Raw genomic sequence first — 14,584 nt, forward strand, 5'->3', positions numbered from 1 at the left:
CCGCGCGCATCGTGGCCCACGACATGGAACGAGTTTTTGCCGATATCGATGCCGATCACGGCGATCGCGGTATTGAGTGTCTGGGACATGGCGTGCTCCTTGTCTTGGCGCCCCTGGCCAGCTTATCGCTGGCGGGGCAGGAGCACGGCCGGACCATCCCATTAGCAGACCTAATCTGTTCAACTTCTCAAAATTGGATTATAGTGCCACTACAACCATTCGGTGCGCAGTGCTGTAGATGAAATCGGTCAAGCGAAGCCTAGCTCTTGTCGCTGCGATGACGAGCGCAATCATTGTCGGTCCGCCGCGTTCCTCGGCGATGGAGAACAAGACGCCCATTGCGTATTTTTCAGAAGGCGCGCCAGACAATCTCGTAGAGGCACTGAACAATTTGTCTCCCGACGCTAGGGATGTCGTCGTTGCGAGAGTTCGCTTGCAGCAACCCGTAATATGGATGGGTGGCCGTCACTGCGAGCTTTGTACCAACGATGTATGGTTCGCCCGTCTGAGAATCACGGAGACTCTCAAAGGCAAAGCTGAAGTCGGCCAAGTGCTCGATGTTTTCCTAGGCCAGCGTAGCGAACACCGAAGGTACATCGCCATTCCCCGCACACCGGATCAACGGGGCCGAGAGTACACGGTGGCGATCTATTCTATGGGAGATGGCATTCAGCGGCTCGCTTCATTTCCAATAAGTAAACCACAATACGACAGATTATCCTCTGATTGGCTTGCATATGAAGGCGAGCGGTCGAGGGCAGGATTTCGGGATTAGGTCGTGGGTCCGCTTCTGGCCCGTGTGAGACGTGCCGGTGCAGTCTGACGATTTCCGTTCACAGAGGTAGACCGGAAGAGATCGGCACGCGGCCATAGTGACGCGATTGACCCACAACGGAAGTCGGCTGGCCAGGTTTACTCAAGCGCGCGCCCGCCACAGCGTAACCGCAAGCAGGATATAGGCCGCACAAGTCCACAGCGACTGCCAATTGTTCGGTCCTTCGCTAAGCGCCGCATAGATGGCTGCCACCAGGAATACGACGGCAAACATCGCTTCCGCCATGGGGCGGATTCCTTTCTTCGGGCGATTGAGCTGCGTCATCGCCGCAAAAGGGACCGCCGCCATAGTGAGCGCCGCAAAGGGAAAATCCTTTTCGCGCGGGTCAAACATCAAGCCCAGCGCGGTCTCCGTGCCGATCACGATGATTACGATCAAGATCAATCCGTGCATGATCGCCAACCCCGATGGGGTCCGGTAGTCCTCCGGACCCAGCAATTCCAGAAATGTGGGCGGTGCGCGCCCGGACATCAGGGCGTTGGCGCCGAACAGCGGCGAGGCAGTTGCCGCCGCCAGAAGTGCGCCCCACAGAAGCCAGCTGCCCGCGCCGTAGCTTTCATAGAACATCTTTTGAGCGGCCACCCCGAACAGGACTCCGGCGGTGGTTGCCGATATTCCGACCGCAAGCCACGAGACGAGCCGGGGCTGCGAGAGCTTCCGGCGCAAGGTCAGCCATGCAGCGCCGAACACCAGGATCGCCAGCGCCATTCCGCTGCTCATTTGCAGTTTCCAGAGCGGATAATTGCTGACGGGGATGCCGGGCGGATATTTCAGCGTGCGCTGCGCGGAATCGAATAAGCCCCACGATCCGCCGACGGTGCCCTCGAACTCATGCTTCCACAATTCATCATACGCCTCGAACAGGTTGACGCGGAAATTCTCGCGCCGGGCAAGATCGAGGACCTCCGAGATCACCCGCGCCTGATTGGTGCGCGATGGTAGCGCCGACTCGCGCATCCGCCCTTCGCTCGGCCAACCTGTTTCTCCAATCAGGATTTCCTTACCCGGAAACGCCGACGCCACCTGCTTTCGGACGGCGTCGACGTGAGCAGCGGCGGATTTCGCCGCGACCGGGACATTTTCCCAATATGGCAGGATATGAAGGGTGACGAAATCGACGGCGTCACCGAGTTCCCGATAGCGCAGCCAGTACTCCCAGACGTCGGAATAGGTGACGGGGACCGGCACCTGTGCCTTGACCGAGCGGATCAAGGCAGCAAGATCGGAAGGTGTCATCTTCCGATGCAACAGAACCTCATTGCCGACCACGAGTGCGGTGATGGTTTCCGGATATTGCCGGGCGAGGCGTATGCCCGTGGATATCTGCGTCGCGCTCTTCCGTCGGTCCCTATCGAGCCAAATTCCCTGAATGACTTTCAGCCCCACCTTGGACGCAAGTTCGGGGATCTGATCGAGACCAAGATCAGTCGCATAGGTACGGATACATTCGGTTATTTTGGCAAGCTGGGCGAGATCTTCCGCGATCTGGTCCCGCGGCACCGGTGTCGGCGACTCCGACGTTTGGTTGTTGCGGAAGGGCGCGTAGGATATGCATTGCAGCTTGGCATTCGGATCGATCGGCGCGCGCGCCAGGTTGATCGGTATGGCCAGCCACCACCACACCGCGGCGATCGCACCCAGGGATATGATGAGAAGCGCCAGAGGCGTGCGGGGCGAAATAGTTGACCCTCCAACGTAGAGATCGTCGGTCAACCGGCATGTTGTCGTGACCCGACAACAACAGAGATCATCGTCCGCCGGTCCCTACCTGACGTGTGAAAGCTGGTGCCGGATCGTCCGTGCCGCAAGAGGCGAGTCAACGTCAAACAAAGGCCTTAAGGGCTACCGCGGGGCGGGTAGAAATAATCCTCCCCATCTCCCGAGATGGCCTTCGGGGACCGGCAGCAGAGTGGCCTTGCTCTGACGGTCGCCGTGCCGGCTAACGGACGCCGCCTGTTGGCCCGAATGCGAAGTCCAGATCGGTCACGGGTGGTCCGGTAGTAAGGGCACGCCGGCAGCGGGCTCACCCAGCGCGTAGCAGACGCGATTGACCCGAAGGCGACAGATCCCCATTGCGGCCTGCTCGTGTACAGCTCGCCAATTGTGGGTTAGGTTCCGGCGTTGTCGTGCGCCGCACGTAGCTGATCCTCCAGCAGGCCTGGGAGTTGGTCATGCAGCCGATGAACGAGGTCCCCTTCGAGACGTCCCTGGCTGAATATGCCGAAGACATGCTCGACGCCTGTACGCGATGCGGGAAATGCGTCGAGGCCTGTCCGAGTGTCGAGCCGGCCGGCATCTCGCGGACGACAAAGTCCGAAGACATCATCGGCGGCATTCTCGAGCTGGTGCGTACCGGCAACGGCCCGGAAGCGTCGCGCAAATGGGCGCAGTCCTGCATGCGGAGCGGGGCATGCATCAAGGCGTGCAGCTATGGCGTCAATCCGCGTTTCCTGCTGAGCATGGCGCGGCTTGGCATCGCGAAGTCGGACAATGAGCTTGCCGAACGGCGCCGGCGGGGTGTCGAGAGGTATCGCGACGGCAGTCGTGGCGTGAACGCGCTTTCGCGCCTGCAACTCGATACGGACGTGCTCGAACGACTGGGTCAGAGATCGGCGTCGGTCGCCACGCCCGTTGAAGCGCCGGATTTCGTGTTTTACACCGGCTGCAATGTGCTCAAGACGCCGCACATCGCCTTGCTTGCCCTCGATATCATGGACGCGCTCGGCGTCAGTTACCAGGTGATGGGCGGGCCGAGCCATTGCTGCGGCATTCTCCAACTCAAGTCTGGCGACGCAGAGATGGCCGGTCGTATGGGATCGAGTACGATGGAAAAGCTGTCGCACTCGAACTCGGGGCAGGTGATCTCCTGGTGCCCGTCGTGCTACGTCCAGTACACGGAGACCATCCTGCCAACGGTGGAGCGACAGCACGGGTCGCGCCCGTTCGAGATGAGCCCATTCATGCGCTTTCTCGGCGACCGGCTGGGGCAGCTCAAGCCGCACCTTCAGCGCAGGGTCGAAATGCGGGTCGCGCTGCACAGGCATCCCGGCGTGGCCGGCGTCGTGGAATCCGCAGCTGAGATCTTGACGGCGGTACCCGGTATCGAACTCGTCGATCTGAACCAGCCGGCGGTGGGTTTGCAGAGCGTGGATGTCGGCGCGCTTCCAAAGTACAAGCGCGAATTGCAACTTATGGAGCTTGAGGCGGCGCGCGATGCAGGTGTCGATGCACTGGTCGCGGTCTATCATTCCGATCATCGCGAACTGTGCGCGCACGAGCGCGACTGGCCATTCCGTATCGTAAATATCCTTGAAGTGGTTGGCGAAAGCATGGGCCTGCATCGGCACGATCGCTACAAAGAGCTCAAGATCATGCAGGACGCCGACCAGATCGTCGCCGACTGTAGCGACCTGATCGCAAAGCACTCGCTTGATCCCGGCAGTGCGCGTGACGTGGTGGTGAAGGTGTTGCTTGGCGACCAGCCACTTCCCCTGAGGCGTGGCGCGCCCCCGGAGACGCGCGCCGGGGGCGTGGAGCCGTCGTAGCAGCTTGACGTCACCTGTTGGCCCACCGCGCCGGTGAGCCCGGCGCAAACCGGAGGTCGCCGGCTGAGGGGTCAACCGACGCGACTGACCCCGAAGCCGGCTATTCCTCGACTGATCAATTTCCGTCAGGTGCTCTGCGCGGAAAGCCGACGACGCCCGTCAAGGACGTCGATCTCCTGCCCCCGCACGGCTTCACGACGTCTTCTGCTTCGCCTGCACGTGTCGCGCGAAGTTGTCGAGGATGGCCTGCCAGCCGCCCTGCTGCTGCTCAACCGAGTGAGTCGGTTCGCTATCGAAGACAACGCGGACGACGACGCCCTTCGCCCCGGGCACGAACTCGACTTCGGCCTTGCGATCGCCGAATGAATATTCGATCAGCTTGTGTTCGACAATCGTCGTGTAAGTCCCGGCGAAGTCAAAGCCCATGCTGCCGTCCTTGGCTTCCATGCGCGACGAGAAGACCCCGCCCTCCCGCAGGTCGACCGTAGCCTTGGTCGTATGCCAGTCGTCGGACGCGGCGTTCCACTCCATGATGTCAGCAGGTGTCGTATAGGCACGCCAGACCTGATCGATGGGGGCTGCTACGGTGGTTTCGACGGTGATCCTCATGAACATAAGCTCCTGGTTCAATTTTCTAGGTGACGGCATCACTGACGTGTGCGGGGTCCATCCAAGGACGATCGAGACTGGTCCAAGCCGACAGGGTCGAGCCGTCAAAGCGTTGAAAACACAAAAATGTCAAAACGTCTGTTGGCCACCCACCAGCGGCCGCGAACAAATTGGGGATGAGGGTCACATTTGTTCGATGCGGCCCGTGGCCATTGAACCCGACCCGGGCTCGACGACACTATCTCCCTGCGTCCTAAGCGGCCCCGCCCATCCGTGGGCGATACGGGGGAGTGTCTGTCATGCGAAAGCGAAACTGGCGATTGATTGCCGTAGGCTCGGTGCTGCTGGTGCTCGCCGTCCTGTTCTTCCTCTCGATGCGGGACATGACGCCGTGGTCCAATGATCCTGCCGCCCTGATGCGCACGGTCGGAGAGGTCTCGGGCGCTGTCGGCGGCATCAGCCTCGTCATGATCGTCTTCGGTCTGATCGGCAGGAAAGCGCCGGCCTGACAAACGTCGTTCCGGAAGGCCGGACCACGGCGGCATCACGCCTGCGCGATGACAGGGAATAGCGGGTCCTCGATGCAAATCTGAATGTCTGAACCGCACATGCAGGGCGGGATGCATTTGGAGACACCTATGATCACCTCAAAGATGCTGATTGTGGTCACGATCGTATCGACGATGGGCGCAGCTTCGGCGCAACCTTTCCACCCGTCGCTGCCCGGAAAGGAAACGACCACCAGGCCGTGGACGGCCCCGGTCGGTCACCGCCAGCCCCACGCCTCCGACGTGCCCTCGGCAAGTTCGGGATCGCTGGATTTCCTCGACCAAGAGGATGCCGACGTCGATCGCAAGATCTCCGGCGTCTGCCGGGGCTGCTGATCGATCCTGCGCCAAGGCCTGATGGAATGAGACTCGACTGCCGCCCCAACGGACGGCAGTCAGTGTCCGACCTTTCGGAATTCGACCAGGCTGAACGAGCCGACACCGCTGGTGCCGACGAAGGCGAAGCCGGCCAGGACGCCAAGCCTGCGATACTCGGCTTCCGTCCGCTCGCGGCCGCCAAGTCCCCGCAGCATATTGAGGTCGCTCATGGCGCAGGAGCGGTCCTGGCTCTCGGTCGTCGCAGGCTCCGGCATGATCCGTTCGATCATGATCAACGTTCCGCTGGCCGGCAGCGCGTCCCGGCAGTTGCGCAGAATGACTTCGCAACGATCGTCTCTCCAATTGTGCAGGATGCTCTTCATCAGGATCGTGTCGGCGCCGCCCAGGACCTTCTCGAAGAAACTGCCGGCGACGAACCGGCAGCGATTGGCGATGCCAAGCCGGTCAAAATGCGCCCGCGCTCCCGGCTCGCAGCGCGCCAGATCGAAGGCGATGCCCTCAAGATGCGGGTTGTGCTGGAGCACGCCGCCGATCAATTCGCCGGTGCCGCCACCGATATCCATGACGACGCGCGCGGTCGCGAAGTCGTGGGCCGCAACGATCCTTGGAACGATGCTCCGCGTCAGGCTGACCATCGCGGCGTTGAAGCGGCGGGTGAATTCCGGCGCATTGCTCGTCGCGGCATAGCGATCGTCGCCATCGCCGCGCAGCTCGCCCGCGCTCTTGCCCGAGCGAACCGACTCGACCAGTCCGATCCAGGATTGCGCGAGCATCTCGCCCTCGAAGAGAACCCAGTCCTTGAAGGAGGGATCGGCGGTCTCGTCGAGCTGCCGGCCGAGCTCGGTCATGGCAAACCGGTCGCGGTCGGCCTGCCTGCACAGGCCAAGTGTCGTCAGGCCAACGAGCAGCCTGCGCAGCGCACTTTCATCGGCGGACACCAGCCGGGCGAGCTCGGCCACCGATTTCGCCTCGTGGCCGATGGCCTCGGCGAGATTGAGCTTCGCCGCCGCATAGATCACCGCGGTGATGCGATGCGACTGCACGAGATCATGCACGGATGCCGGCCCGCTCATGTGTTGCCTCCTGTCAATGCCGGTTCAATCGGTCGGGACGAACCCCGTTGTCTGCACGATCGCCTTCCACCGGTCGGATTCGGATGCGATCAGCCGGGCGAAGTCTTCCATGGCGATCGCGTCGGGCTCGACGGCCAGCTTTGCCATGCCGGCCTTGACCTCGTCGGTGCGCAAGGCCGCCTGGATCGCGGCGTTGAGCTTATCGACGATCGGCGCCGGCGTCTTGGCCGGAACGAAGAACGCAAACCATGTGAGGTCCTCGAGCGACGGATATCCGGCCTCCCGCATCGTCGGCACCGCCGGAACAAACAGGCTGCGGCGCGGTCCGGTGGTCGCCAGCGCGCGAAGATCGCCGGATTGGACGAGCCCGAGCGAGCTGCCGATCGGCATGACGGTCGCGGCAATCACGCCCTTGACCAGATCCTGAATCGCACCGCCGCCCTGATAGGGAACGTGAAGAAAATCGAAGCCGGCGCTGCGGCCCAGCATCGCACCGAGAAAATGCAGCGAGGTTCCGGCGCCCGGCGAACCAAAGGTGGCGTGCTTCGGATTGGCGCGGCACCAGGCCACGAAGTCCGCCAGCGTCTTGACGTCGGCCGGCACGCTGGGACCGACCGTCAGCAATGTCGGGGTCGAGGCGACGGTCGACACAGGTATGAAATCCCGCGGATGGTATCTCAGCGTCTTGTAGACGTGCGGAAAGAACATCATGAAGCCGAGCGGCGCGAACAGCATGACCGATCCGTCGGCGTCGGCGCTCTTCACCGCCTCCACCGCGATGCGACCGGCCGCGCCGGGACGGGTCTCGACCACGATGGTTTCCGCATAGCCGCTCATATGGCCGGCCACGAGCCGCGCCAACCCATCCTGCAGCCCCGGCGTGAAGCCCGTCAGGATATGCGCGGTTCTCGCGATCGGCTGTGCAAGCGCCCGCGGTGAAATATGCGCAGCGGCGAACGCGGCAGCTGCCGCTGACAACACATCACGACGCGTGATCATCACCCGTTTCCCTGATCGAGCCCAGACCAAATGAGATCGCCGCATGCTACCTGGCCATCGCTGCGGTCTCTGGAGCCATGGATGAGCCGGGTCGCACGAACACAAAACGGGATATCGCAGATATCTGCGCGTCCTCACGGCCATCCTGGCCGATCAGGATGAGGCCTGCTCCGCCATTCGCCACCGTCAGGACGACCGCTTCGCCCGCCCACGTTCCGATAGGCTCCATCCCGATGGTGAGAAACTCACCGATCGGCTGGTCCAAATACTGAAGTCTCAGCTGCGGCGCGATTTCGGCGGGCGCCAGAGCAAGACCGAGCTGTTGTGCACGCGCATAGATTTCCCGCAGCGAAGCCTCGCCTTGAAAGCCGAGCTCGGCAACCGACACGGCAACAAGCTCAACCTCCGCCTTCTTGCGACTTAGGGTAAAGGCCGGTCGAGCGAGTATCTCATCAGCCGAATTTCCGACGCCGCAGCCCATTGCGCTCATCGCGCTGCGAAGAGCGAACGTGTCCGTGAATGTTCCTATCCGGATCGTCTTCCACGCCAGGACATCTGCAGCCGAGCTGATCGGAATCTCCGATCTGCGAGCCGGCGGGTCGACCTTGACCGCCAGCTGCCTCCGCAAACCATCCTGCGCAGTGCATTGAGCCTCGGCGCGATCTACGGAAATCAAGCTGAACAGGTTGACGACCAACAGGATCGCAAGCGCACTGCCAATGCGCCAGGGTGCCGGACGATCGGGCCTTGCGCGGCCTTGCTGCAAGGCAATGTAGTCAATCTCGGCGCGCGTCGCGCCGAGATCAATCAGCTCCCGATCGCTGAGGGCACAGAGAGCGGTTTGTACCTTCAGTCGTCTTCGGCGCTTCTGCCATGCGCTCCAGACCCGCAGGAAAAGGCTGGTCACTTGCTGGACGGGTGTGGCAGTCCGTCGCACCTGTGCAACGCCGTTGATGGTACTCATCGGCGATATCCCTTGGCGATACCTTTACCGAGGGCAGGATGTCAGGACTTCGCCGGGCACGCTTGACGTGCAGCTTACATTTTCCTGACCGGCGCCTTACTTTACGCCCCAGCAGGTGCAGAGGCGGCTTCATCCAACGACGGGAGTGGCAACTTGCGCTATCTCTTCGATGAATACGTGCTCGACACGGATCGGCGCGAGCTGCATCGCGGGGCCGATGCTGTTTCCGTTGCGCCACAGGTCTTCGACATTCTCGACTACTTGATCGGCAACAGGGAGCGTGTCGTCAGCAAAGACGACCTCATGAACGCGATCTGGAAGGGGCGCATCGTATCGGAGGCCGCGCTTGCGACCCGCATCAATGGCGTCCGCACGGCAGTCGGCGATTGCGGGGAAGCGCAGCGCCTGATCAAGACGATCCCGCGCAAGGGCTTCCGTTTCGTCGGAGCAGTTCGGGAAGTACGGGAGCCGGATCCTTCAACCGTCCCTCACCGGTCAGAAGCGAGAGGAGCGGCCCTCCCGCTACCGGATAAGCCCTCGATTGCCGTACTCCCTTTCGTCAGCCTCAGCTCCGATCCCGAACAGGAGTATTTCGCAGATGGCATCGTGGAGGAAATCACGATGGCTCTGGCTCATTTTCGCTGGCTGTTCGTGATCGCACGCAATTCGAGCTTTGCGTATAAAGGCCGGGTCGTTGACGTAAAGCAGGTCGGCCGCGAGCTTGGTGTACGCTATGTCCTCGAAGGTAGCGTGCGCAAAGCCGGAAATCGCATTCGAATCGCGGGGCAGCTGATCGATGCCGAAACTGGAACGCATCTCTGGGCAGACCGCTTTGAGGGCCCGATCGAGGACATGTTCGATCTGCAGGACAATCTGACGTCCAGTGTCATAGGCGCAATCGCCCCGAGGCTGCAGCGTGAGGAAATCAAGCGGGCAAGGCGGAAGCCACCCGAAAATCTGGATGCGTATGATCATTATCTGCGCGGGCTGACGAAATCCCGTTGGTCCAACAACGCAAACACCGAGGCGTTGCAGCTCTTTTGCAAGGCGACCGAACTCGACCCTCGACTGGCTTGTGGCTATGCCATGGCCGCCTGGTGCTATACCCGGCGCAAGGCGAACGGCTGGATCAGCGATCCCGCGAAGGAAATTGCGGAAGCCACCCGGCTGGCCCGGAAGGCCGTAGAACTGGGGGCAAATGATCCGGTTGCACTGTCCGTGGGTGGATATGCGCTCGCCTTCATAGCCCACGAGTTCGACGACGCGGCTGCTTTCGTGGATCGAGCTTTGGCTGACAACCCTAACTTCGCGCAAGCCTGGGCCACCAGTGCCTGGCTGAGAGTTTGGAGGGGAGAGCCGGATCTCGCCCTCGAGCACTCCGCACATGCCGTGAGATTGAGCCCGCTCGATCCGCCCATGTACTACGACGCGCAGGGAGCCATGGCGTATGCGCATTTTCTGGCGGGCCGCTATGACGCGGCAGTATCATGCGCCGAGACCGCATTGCGCGGTCAGACGAGTTTCCTGCTCGTGACCTGCATTGCCGCAGCCAGCAACGCATTCGCTGGGCGGCGTGAACGAGCGCAACGATCCCTCCTGCAAGCCCTTGAATGCAATCCAGATCTTCGTGCCAATCTCGAAAATCTGGCACCGTTTCGCCGGGCAGATGACTTCGCGATCTTCGAGAAGGGTCTCTGCGAAGCGGGCCTTCCGGAAAAGCACGACGTTGGCACCCCCTGACGGGGTGGACCAATGTTCGCGGCTTACATTTTCGGGAGCGAAGGCCTATTCTCCACGGATTATTGCTCCCGCGCCCTCGGAGAATAGAGGGCAGGCTTGGAGAATGGTGCCATGCGCTATTTCTTCGAGGACTGTGCGTTGGACACCGAGCGGCGCGAATTGCGGCGCGGGCTCGATGTGGTGCCCACGACACCCCAGGTTCTCGATCTGCTCGAACATCTGATCCGCAGCAGGGATCGCGTCGTCAGCAAGGACGATCTCGTCAACGCGATTTGGAATGGCCGGATCGTATCCGATGCGGCGCTGACGACCCGGGTGAACGCCGTCCGGCGCGCGATCGGTGACTCCGGTCAGCAACAACGTCTTATCAAGACATTTCCACGCAAGGGCTTTCGTTTCGTGGGCGCCGTGCACGATGAGGATCGGCAACCAGGAACCACGGCAGCAGTCATGGTCCCGGTTACCTCTGCAAACGCTGTTGGCGAACGGCGATCCGCAGGCTGGCTGGAGGACCTCAGAGGCCGTTTGAAGCTCGTCGGCAGCGTGCTGGCGTCGGTCGCCGCCATCGGCGCAATTGCCGGTGGCGTTGCCGGATACTGGAATGCCTGGAAGACGGTCCGTACCGACGCACAACGGGAAGCTCAAAATATCCAGCCACAGCCGACAGTCAGGCCCGAGATCGCGCCTCGCCTCTCTCTCGTCGTGTTGCCCTTCGCCAGCCTCAACGACGGTCCGGCGCAGGACTCCTTTGCCGACTTGATCTCGACAGGCTTGACCACCGATCTCGCGCGAACGCCCGCCACTCTCGTTGTTGGACGCGACACCGCCTTGACCTACAAGAAGAAGGTGATCGATTTGCAGCAGCTCGGGACGGATCTCCACGTCCGCTGGGCCGTGCGGGGCGCGGTGAGACGCAACGGAGACCAGGTGCGGGTCAACGTATCTCTGACCGACCTTCAGACCGCCCGCGACATCTGGTCGGATCGGTTCGACGGCGACCTCGCAAACCTGGCCGCCTTGCAGGATACCATCGCAGCGCGGCTTCTCTGCGTGGCACACTTGCACCTCCGTCAATATGAAGAAGCCCTTCAACAGTGCAGCCGCTCCCTCAATATGACCGGCACGGATTTTGAGGCCTACATGAGCCTGATCTCGGCTTACGGGTGGCCGGGGCAACGGGCACGCGGGGGCAGCGAAACTGCGGCACAAGACACATCCTAAGCCGACGTTGCGGCGGCCCATCGCGCGTGCCGATGCTCAAGGCGCTGCAAGGTAACGAGCTCTGTACCCGCGCATTGCGCGTAACCTTGCCCTCCGCCGATAGATGGGCCACCATCCCCGCGCGCACCATCAACAAGAGCAAAAGCGCAGAGGAAACGCATGAGCAAGCCGTCAGGGTTCGACTATGGCTGGGTCGTTGTCGCCGCGGGAGCGCTGATGACCTGTGTCGGCTTCGGCACGATGCTGTCGCTTGCGGTCTTCCTGCAGCCGATCTCCGAAGCGATGGGCTGGTCGCGCGCGGGCGTGTCGGCGGCGGCGACGCTGGATTTCCTCTGCATGGGCGTTGCCGCGTTCTTCTGGGGCACGCTGTCGGATCGATTTGGCACCCGCATCGTGGTGCTTGCCGGAAGCCTGCTGCTGGGCCTCGGTCTCGTGACTGCGAGCCAGGCAACCAGCCTGTGGCAATTCCAGCTGTTCTTCGGCGTGCTGATCGGCGTCGCTGCCGGCAGCTTCTACGCGCCGATGATGGCGCTCGCGAGCGCCTGGATCGAAAAGAACCGCAGCCTCGCGGTGGCGCTGGTCTCCGCCGGCATGGGCGTGTCGCCGGTGACGATCGCGCCGACCGCAAGCTGGCTGATCACGGCCTATGACTGGCGCACCGCGATGCTGGTGATCGGCATCGCCGCGTGGGCGCTGCTGATCCCGGCCTGCTTCCTGGTGCGGCCGGCGCCGCAGGCGGCTGGCCCAGCAAGCACCGACGCGGCACCGGAGATCGAGCTGACCGCGGCACAGGCGCTGCGCACGCCGCAATTCATCGTGCTCGCAGCCGCGCATTTCGCCTGCTGCGCGGCGCATTCCGGCCCGATCTTTCACATGGTGTCCTATGCGATGGTGTGCGGCATCGCCCCGCTCACGGCAGTGACGGTCTACAGCGTCGCCGGCGTCTCCGGGCTCGGCGGACGCCTGCTGCTCGGCGCGGCAGCCGATCGCATCGGCGCAAAGCCCGTGCTGGTCGGCGGCCTGTTCGTGCAGGCGATGTGCATCGCGACCTATCTCGCGGTGGCGCAGCTCGGTGAATTCTATGCGCTCTCGGTCGTGTTCGGCCTCGCCTATGGCGGGGTGATGCCGCTCTATGCAGTGCTGGTCCGCGAGTACTTCGGCGCGCGCATCATGGGCACCGTGTTCGGCGCGGTGTCGGCCTTTGCCAGCCTCGGCATGGCGCTCGGTCCATGGGCCGGCGGGCTCGTGTTCGACAATTTCCAGCGCTACACATGGCTGCACGCCGGCTCCTTCGCGATCGGGCTTGCCGCCGTCGCAGTGGCGCTGAGCTTTCCGACCAAGCGCAGGCAACAGCTCGACCTTGGCCGCGCCGCGGCCTAACGAGGCAACGCATGAACAGGCCGCAGGGCTTCGATCTCGTTGAACGTGCCCGCGCCATCGCACCGCTGATTGCGGGCGAAGCGGACGAGATCGAACGGACGCGGCGGCTGACGTCCACGGTCGTCTCCGCGCTGATCGAGAACGGGCTCTATCGCGCGCTGCTGCCGCAAAGCCTGGGCGGCGCCGAAGTCCCCATCGAAATCTTCATGGAGATGCAGGAGGAGATCGCAAAGGCCGATGCCTCCACGGCCTGGTGTCTCGGCCAATGCAGCGTCTGCGCGATGATCGCAGCTTCGCTCAACCACGACATTGCGTGCGAGATCTTCGACACGCCGCCCGGCATCCTTGCCTGGGGCGCGATCGCGCATGAGGCGCGTGCGGTCGAAGGCGGCTATCGCGTCACGGCGCGCTGGGATTTTGCCTCGGGCTCGCGGCAGGCGAGCTGGCTGGGGGCGCATGTCCGCATCGTCGGAGCCGACGGGACGCCGCGCAAAAATGCCGACGGTTCGCCGGAGGTTCGTACCATCCTGTTTCCGGTCGCGAGCGCGGTGCTGCATGACGTCTGGCAGGCGATCGGGCTCGCCGGCACAGGCACGGACTCCTATGAGGTGAGCGACCTCTTCATCCCCGAGCGCTTCACGGCGTTCCGTGACGTGCCGTCCGCGCTGGTTGAGACGGGTCCGCTCTACAGGATCGGCACCGGATCGAGCTTCAGCCTCGGCTTTGCCGCTGTCTCGCTGGGCGTGGCGCGCGCGACGCTGGATGCGGCCATCGCTTTGTCGCGGGCAAAGCACCAGTCGCTGGCAGCGAGCGCCATGCGCGACAACCAGGCCGTCCAAGGCCTGATCGGCCGCACCGAGGGCGATCTGCGCGCCGCGCGCGCCTATCTCTATGCGACGGCGAATGCGATGTGGCGCGACCTCTGCGCGACCGGCCAATTCAGCCCGGCGCATCGCAGCGCCGTTCGCCTCGCCGCGACCTGGACCATCCATCAATCGGCCAAGGTGGTCGACGCCGCCTATCACATGGCCGGCGCGACTGCGGTGTTCCGCAGCAATCCGTTCGAGCGGCGCTTTCGCGACATGCACGCGATCGCGCAGCAGATCCAGGCGCGGGATACGCATTATGAGGATGTGGGGAAGGCGATTTTGGCGGAGGGACGCTGAACTACAGCCGCAACGACGCTGCGCTCCCTCGCCCCGTTCTTACGGGGCCGCGACGAGCTTCGCTCGCGCTGAGAGGGTTGGGGTGAGGGGCATCTCTCCACACGGGCGGTCGTTGAAGGACCTGTACCCACTCACCCGGAATCCGCGCTACGCGCGCATTCCGAC

Annotated in this window: 13 protein-coding genes; 8 read left to right on the plus strand and 5 right to left on the minus strand. The window is 62.9% G+C overall.

Features of this window, described 5'->3' with window-relative positions:
• The coding region (locus tag CT676_RS44875) for a hypothetical protein (RefSeq protein WP_205124613.1) at positions 1-242 on the plus strand (242 nt) is incomplete at its 5' end.
• Between the two features lie 674 nt (positions 243-916).
• On the opposite strand, the gene CT676_RS28560 is transcribed toward CT676_RS44875, so the two are convergent.
• Positions 917-2,476, minus strand: a complete 1,560-nt coding sequence (locus CT676_RS28560; RefSeq protein ID WP_085402691.1) for a glycosyl hydrolase family 17 protein — start codon at positions 2,474-2,476, stop codon at positions 917-919.
• 530 nt (positions 2,477-3,006) lie between these two features.
• Here CT676_RS28560 and CT676_RS28565 point away from each other — a divergent pair.
• Positions 3,007-4,380 carry a (Fe-S)-binding protein gene (locus CT676_RS28565; protein ID WP_135215883.1) on the plus strand — a complete coding sequence of 458 codons (1,374 nt, stop codon included), beginning with the start codon at positions 3,007-3,009 and terminating at the stop codon, positions 4,378-4,380.
• A 192-nt stretch (positions 4,381-4,572) separates the two neighbouring features.
• Here the strand turns inward: CT676_RS28565 and CT676_RS28570 are convergent, their stop codons facing one another.
• Complete coding sequence (locus CT676_RS28570) at positions 4,573-4,989, minus strand: SRPBCC family protein (protein ID WP_085402692.1); 417 nt, start codon at positions 4,987-4,989, stop codon at positions 4,573-4,575.
• Between the two features lie 299 nt (positions 4,990-5,288).
• Here CT676_RS28570 and CT676_RS28575 point away from each other — a divergent pair, with 299 nt between their 5' ends.
• Together CT676_RS28575 and CT676_RS28580 are read left to right on the plus strand one after the other, a co-directional pair.
• Positions 5,289-5,498, plus strand: coding sequence for a hypothetical protein (locus tag CT676_RS28575; protein WP_014498566.1), 210 nt, complete (start codon positions 5,289-5,291; stop codon positions 5,496-5,498).
• Between the two features lie 129 nt (positions 5,499-5,627).
• Positions 5,628-5,873, plus strand: a complete 246-nt coding sequence (locus CT676_RS28580) for a hypothetical protein (RefSeq protein WP_085402649.1) — start codon at positions 5,628-5,630, stop codon at positions 5,871-5,873.
• Between the two features lie 59 nt (positions 5,874-5,932).
• Here CT676_RS28580 and CT676_RS28585 read toward each other — a convergent pair whose 3' ends face one another.
• The 3 genes from CT676_RS28585 to CT676_RS28595 are packed head-to-tail and all read right to left on the minus strand — an operon-like array spanning position 5,933 to position 8,912.
• The gene (locus CT676_RS28585; RefSeq protein ID WP_085402650.1) at positions 5,933-6,949 is read right to left on the minus strand and encodes a methyltransferase; all 1,017 of its coding nucleotides are present in this window, start codon (positions 6,947-6,949) and stop codon (positions 5,933-5,935) included.
• 24 nt (positions 6,950-6,973) lie between these two features.
• Entirely contained in the window at positions 6,974-7,948 is a 975-nt protein-coding gene (locus CT676_RS28590; protein ID WP_085402651.1) for a tripartite tricarboxylate transporter substrate-binding protein, read from the minus strand.
• A gap of 46 nt (positions 7,949-7,994) precedes the next feature.
• Positions 7,995-8,912 carry a DUF1127 domain-containing protein gene (locus CT676_RS28595; RefSeq protein ID WP_085402652.1) on the minus strand — a complete coding sequence of 306 codons (918 nt, stop codon included), beginning with the start codon at positions 8,910-8,912 and terminating at the stop codon, positions 7,995-7,997.
• 153 nt (positions 8,913-9,065) lie between these two features.
• Here CT676_RS28595 and CT676_RS28600 point away from each other — a divergent pair, with 153 nt between their 5' ends.
• The 4 genes from CT676_RS28600 to CT676_RS28615 all read left to right on the plus strand — a co-directional run bounded on the left by CT676_RS28600 (position 9,066) and on the right by CT676_RS28615 (position 14,419).
• The gene (locus CT676_RS28600) at positions 9,066-10,652 is read left to right on the plus strand and encodes a winged helix-turn-helix domain-containing protein (RefSeq protein ID WP_085402653.1); all 1,587 of its coding nucleotides are present in this window, start codon (positions 9,066-9,068) and stop codon (positions 10,650-10,652) included.
• A gap of 111 nt (positions 10,653-10,763) precedes the next feature.
• Positions 10,764-11,873: a winged helix-turn-helix domain-containing protein gene (locus tag CT676_RS28605; protein ID WP_085402654.1), complete on the plus strand. Its 1,110-nt coding sequence runs from the start codon at positions 10,764-10,766 to the stop codon at positions 11,871-11,873.
• A 159-nt stretch (positions 11,874-12,032) separates the two neighbouring features.
• The gene (locus CT676_RS28610; protein WP_135215884.1) at positions 12,033-13,253 is read left to right on the plus strand and encodes an MFS transporter; all 1,221 of its coding nucleotides are present in this window, start codon (positions 12,033-12,035) and stop codon (positions 13,251-13,253) included.
• 11 nt (positions 13,254-13,264) lie between these two features.
• Positions 13,265-14,419, plus strand: a complete 1,155-nt coding sequence (locus CT676_RS28615) for an acyl-CoA dehydrogenase family protein (protein WP_135215885.1) — start codon at positions 13,265-13,267, stop codon at positions 14,417-14,419.
• The last annotated feature ends 165 nt before the right edge of the window (positions 14,420-14,584 follow it).

Source organism: Bradyrhizobium sp. MOS001, from assembly GCF_004634465.1.
Classification (GTDB): Bacteria; Pseudomonadota; Alphaproteobacteria; order Rhizobiales; family Xanthobacteraceae; genus Bradyrhizobium; species Bradyrhizobium barranii.